The sequence below is a fragment of the Rhodoferax sp. genome, from assembly GCF_037143375.1.
GTDB lineage: Bacteria > Pseudomonadota > Gammaproteobacteria > Burkholderiales > Burkholderiaceae_C > Rhodoferax.
This window is the reverse complement of the sequence record NZ_JBAWYV010000254.1, coordinates 1-2,919: the sequence shown is the minus strand read 5'-3', so window position 1 is coordinate 2,919 and position 2,919 is coordinate 1. Positions and strand designations below refer to the sequence as shown.

Here is a 2,919-nt window from a genome sequence, read left to right as displayed (position 1 = left end):
AGACTAAGCGGGTTTTAAGTGGTCTTGATAAGACCTGAAATCTTCAATTGGTGCCGAGGCCGCACACGCAAACCGGCCGCAAACCCGCATGAATGCTGGGTCTTTCTCGTATGATGGCGAAATGTGCCCCCATTTATGCCCCCAGACTGCGAAGGATACCCCCCCCATGCCACTGACTGACGCGCAATTGCGCAACCTGACCGACCCCGGCAAACACGCGGACGGCTTCGGCCTTTATTTGGAGCTGACCAAGACCGGGGGCCGGTACTGGCGCATGAAGTACCGCTACGGCGGCAAAGAAAAGCGGCTGGCCTTTGGGGTCTATCCCGGCGTGAGCCTGAAAGACGCCCGGGATTTGGCCAGCAAGGCAAGGCAAGTGCTGAAAGATGGCATTGACCCCGGCGAGCTGCGCAGGGCAGACAAGGCCAAGACCGCATTTGAAACCGTCAACACCTTTGAAGCCGTGGCCCGCGACTGGATGACACACCAGGCGTCACGATGGGATATTGAAACCGCCGGGCGCATTCGTGCCACGCTGGAAAATGATATTTTTAAAACACTGGGTTCGAGGCCGCTTGCAGCCATCAAACCCGGCGAAATCATGGAGGCTGTGAAAAAGATCGAAGCCCGGGGCGCTGCTGACCAAGCCGGGCGGGTGCTGCAGCGAGTTAAGGCGGTGTATCGATGGGCAGTGATCCATGAGCGAATCGAGTCGAACCCCATGCTTGATCTGGTGCCGTCTGAAGTGCTGAAGCCCCGCACCGTGCAACACCGGGCCGCGATGACTGACAAAGAATTGCCCGAGTTTTTACCCAAGCTGGCAGCCTACGAAGGCGACCCAACAACCGTGCACGGGCTGCGCTTCATGATCCTGACCGCAACCCGACCAGGTGAAACACGCGGGGCACTGTGGGCAGAATTCGACCTTGACGCGGCGCTGTGGGTCATACCTGCTGAACGCATGAAGATGCGCACCGAACACCGGGTGCCACTGTCAGCGCAGGCGGTGGAGATTCTGCGATTTATGCAGACTCTGAGCGGAGACTGTGCGCTAGTGTTCCCCAGCCCCGTCTATCGCAGTAAACCCCTGAGCGAAAACACCTTTAATTCAGCCCTGGCACGCATGGGCTACAAATACACCGCGACCGCCCATGGTTTCCGGGCGCTGTTCTCCACGGTGGCGAATGAAAATAACTGGAATCCTGACGTGATAGAGCGGCAACTAGCCCACAAAGAGGCAAATGAGATCAGGGCCGCGTACCACCGCTCCACCTACCTGAAAGACCGAGAACGCTTAATGCAGTGGTGGGCTGATTACCTGGACGGGCGCAAGGCCGGTAACGTAATTCAGATGCCCCAGCGGGCCGCCTGACCGCTGAAAATTCGCTCCAACAAGCCGCCCCGATGTACTGACGGGCGGTTTTTTTTTCGACTTTTAAGAGCGTTTCGACATTTTCACTAGCTGCTAATTCTTGAAATCACTGGAACACTGAGAACAAACCAACGAAACCCAACAACCATGCGGGTTAGAGGCCGATAGCGGACTGAGAACAAAGTGAGAACAAACTGAGAACAAAGTGAGAACAAAGTGAGAACACTTTTATATAGTGAAATTGAAAAACACTCTTATCTCTTTACTTGTCCCCACGGCCAAACCCCGCCCGGTTCCCGCTTTGCCCTTTGTTGGCAGTCTTTGCACCGTGCCGGAAATCAGCGCGAGGGGGCCTCCCTCTTGGCACAGTCACCCGGGCGGCGGTTTGCTCCTTTATCGTCAGCACCTTGGCCGTGGCCAACGTTGAAGCTGTGAGCGTCACCAATGCAAACGACTGCACCACCTCGACCACTTGAACCGATGAGTCTTGTGCTGCAATGGTTAATTGCAATTTGTATCGCTACGAGATACAATTTAACATGATTCAGTCATTCGGCCATAAAGGGCTACAGGCATTTTTTGAACGTGGCACAAAAGCGGGCATCCGGCCAGACCATGCGCCCAAACTGGCGCGATTACTGGCACGTCTGGACGTGGCTACCTGTGAACGGGATATGAATATGCCGGGCTGGCGCTTGCACCCCCTGTCAGAAGATATGAAAGGGCATTGGGCCGTGTCGGTCAATGGCAACTGGCGAATGACATTCACGTTTGAAGGCACAGACGCTGTGCTTGTTGATTACATGGATTACCACTAGGAACCGCACCATGACACGCATGTTTAACCCCCCACACCCCGGCCTGACGCTGCGTGATGACGTGTTGCCCGCGCTTGGGTTGAATGTCACCGAAGCCGCCGCGCAATTGGATGTTTCCCGCGTGGCACTTTCCCGCGTGCTGAATGGCCGGGCTGCTATATCGCCTGAAATGGCCCTGCGTCTTGAGGCATGGCTAGGTGTTGACCGTGGCGGCGAGGCCCGGCTGTGGCTGGCAGAACAGAGCGCCTATGACGTGTGGCAAGCAGCACTGCGATTCAAAGCCACGCCCATGCGCGTTCAACCCGCCCCAGCGATGGCAGCCTGAACACGCACAACCCACACAAACTGGCGAACTGCGGCCCGGATCGTTGCCGGTGGCGTGAGCCGATGGGCTTTGATTTGGTGAGCTGGTGCCACTCTTGACCGCTGGGCAGCATGGCCGTTACCGTCAGCATGTGACCGGCTGCACCAGGTGCAACGCCCTGAGCGCCTGAGCCACTGCACTGTGAGCTGGTGGCGCACCTCGATCAGGCGCAAGCCTTGCCACAGTCGAGGCCGTGATCCGTGCCAGCCCGGCAAGCGTCAACACCTCGACCACTGCACCAAGTGCAACGCACTGAGCCGCTGCACCGTGAGCTGGTACCGCACCTCGATCAGGCGCAAGCCTTGCCATCGTCGATGCCAGACCGGTGGCCAGCGTGGCGGCCTGGCCAAACGTCAGCACTGTGC

5 protein-coding genes are annotated in these 2,919 nt (G+C 57.6%); 3 read left to right on the top strand and 2 right to left on the bottom strand.

Annotation, left to right across the window (positions count from 1 at the left end; all coding sequences use genetic code 11):
• The first annotated feature begins 166 nt into the window (after window positions 1-166).
• A complete protein-coding gene (locus WCG50_RS18635; RefSeq protein ID WP_336901096.1) occupies window positions 167-1,372 on the top strand; it encodes an integrase arm-type DNA-binding domain-containing protein in 1,206 nt (401 codons plus the stop codon).
• A gap of 262 nt (window positions 1,373-1,634) precedes the next feature.
• Here the strand turns inward: WCG50_RS18635 and WCG50_RS18630 are convergent, their stop codons facing one another.
• A complete protein-coding gene (locus WCG50_RS18630; RefSeq protein WP_336901095.1) occupies window positions 1,635-1,883 on the bottom strand; it encodes a hypothetical protein in 249 nt (82 codons plus the stop codon).
• A 28-nt stretch (window positions 1,884-1,911) separates the two neighbouring features.
• On the opposite strand from WCG50_RS18630, the gene WCG50_RS18625 reads away from it, so the two are divergent.
• Entirely contained in the window at window positions 1,912-2,190 is a 279-nt protein-coding gene (locus WCG50_RS18625) for a type II toxin-antitoxin system RelE/ParE family toxin (protein WP_336901094.1), read from the top strand.
• Between the two features lie 10 nt (window positions 2,191-2,200).
• The gene (locus WCG50_RS18620) at window positions 2,201-2,515 is read left to right on the top strand and encodes a HigA family addiction module antitoxin (RefSeq protein WP_336901093.1); all 315 of its coding nucleotides are present in this window, start codon (window positions 2,201-2,203) and stop codon (window positions 2,513-2,515) included.
• A 123-nt stretch (window positions 2,516-2,638) separates the two neighbouring features.
• Here the strand turns inward: WCG50_RS18620 and WCG50_RS18615 are convergent.
• On the bottom strand, window positions 2,639-2,919 hold a 281-nt coding region (locus tag WCG50_RS18615; RefSeq protein WP_336901092.1), incomplete at its 5' end, for a hypothetical protein.

Excerpts from the sequence above, each read along its gene's own strand:
- WCG50_RS18635 (WP_336901096.1), top strand. The coding sequence starts at position 167 with ATGCCACTGACTGACGCGCAATTGCGCAACCTGACCGACCCCGGCAAA.
- WCG50_RS18625 (WP_336901094.1), top strand. The coding sequence starts at position 1,912 with ATGATTCAGTCATTCGGCCATAAAGGGCTACAGGCATTTTTTGAACGT.
- WCG50_RS18620 (WP_336901093.1), top strand. The coding sequence starts at position 2,201 with ATGACACGCATGTTTAACCCCCCACACCCCGGCCTGACGCTGCGTGAT.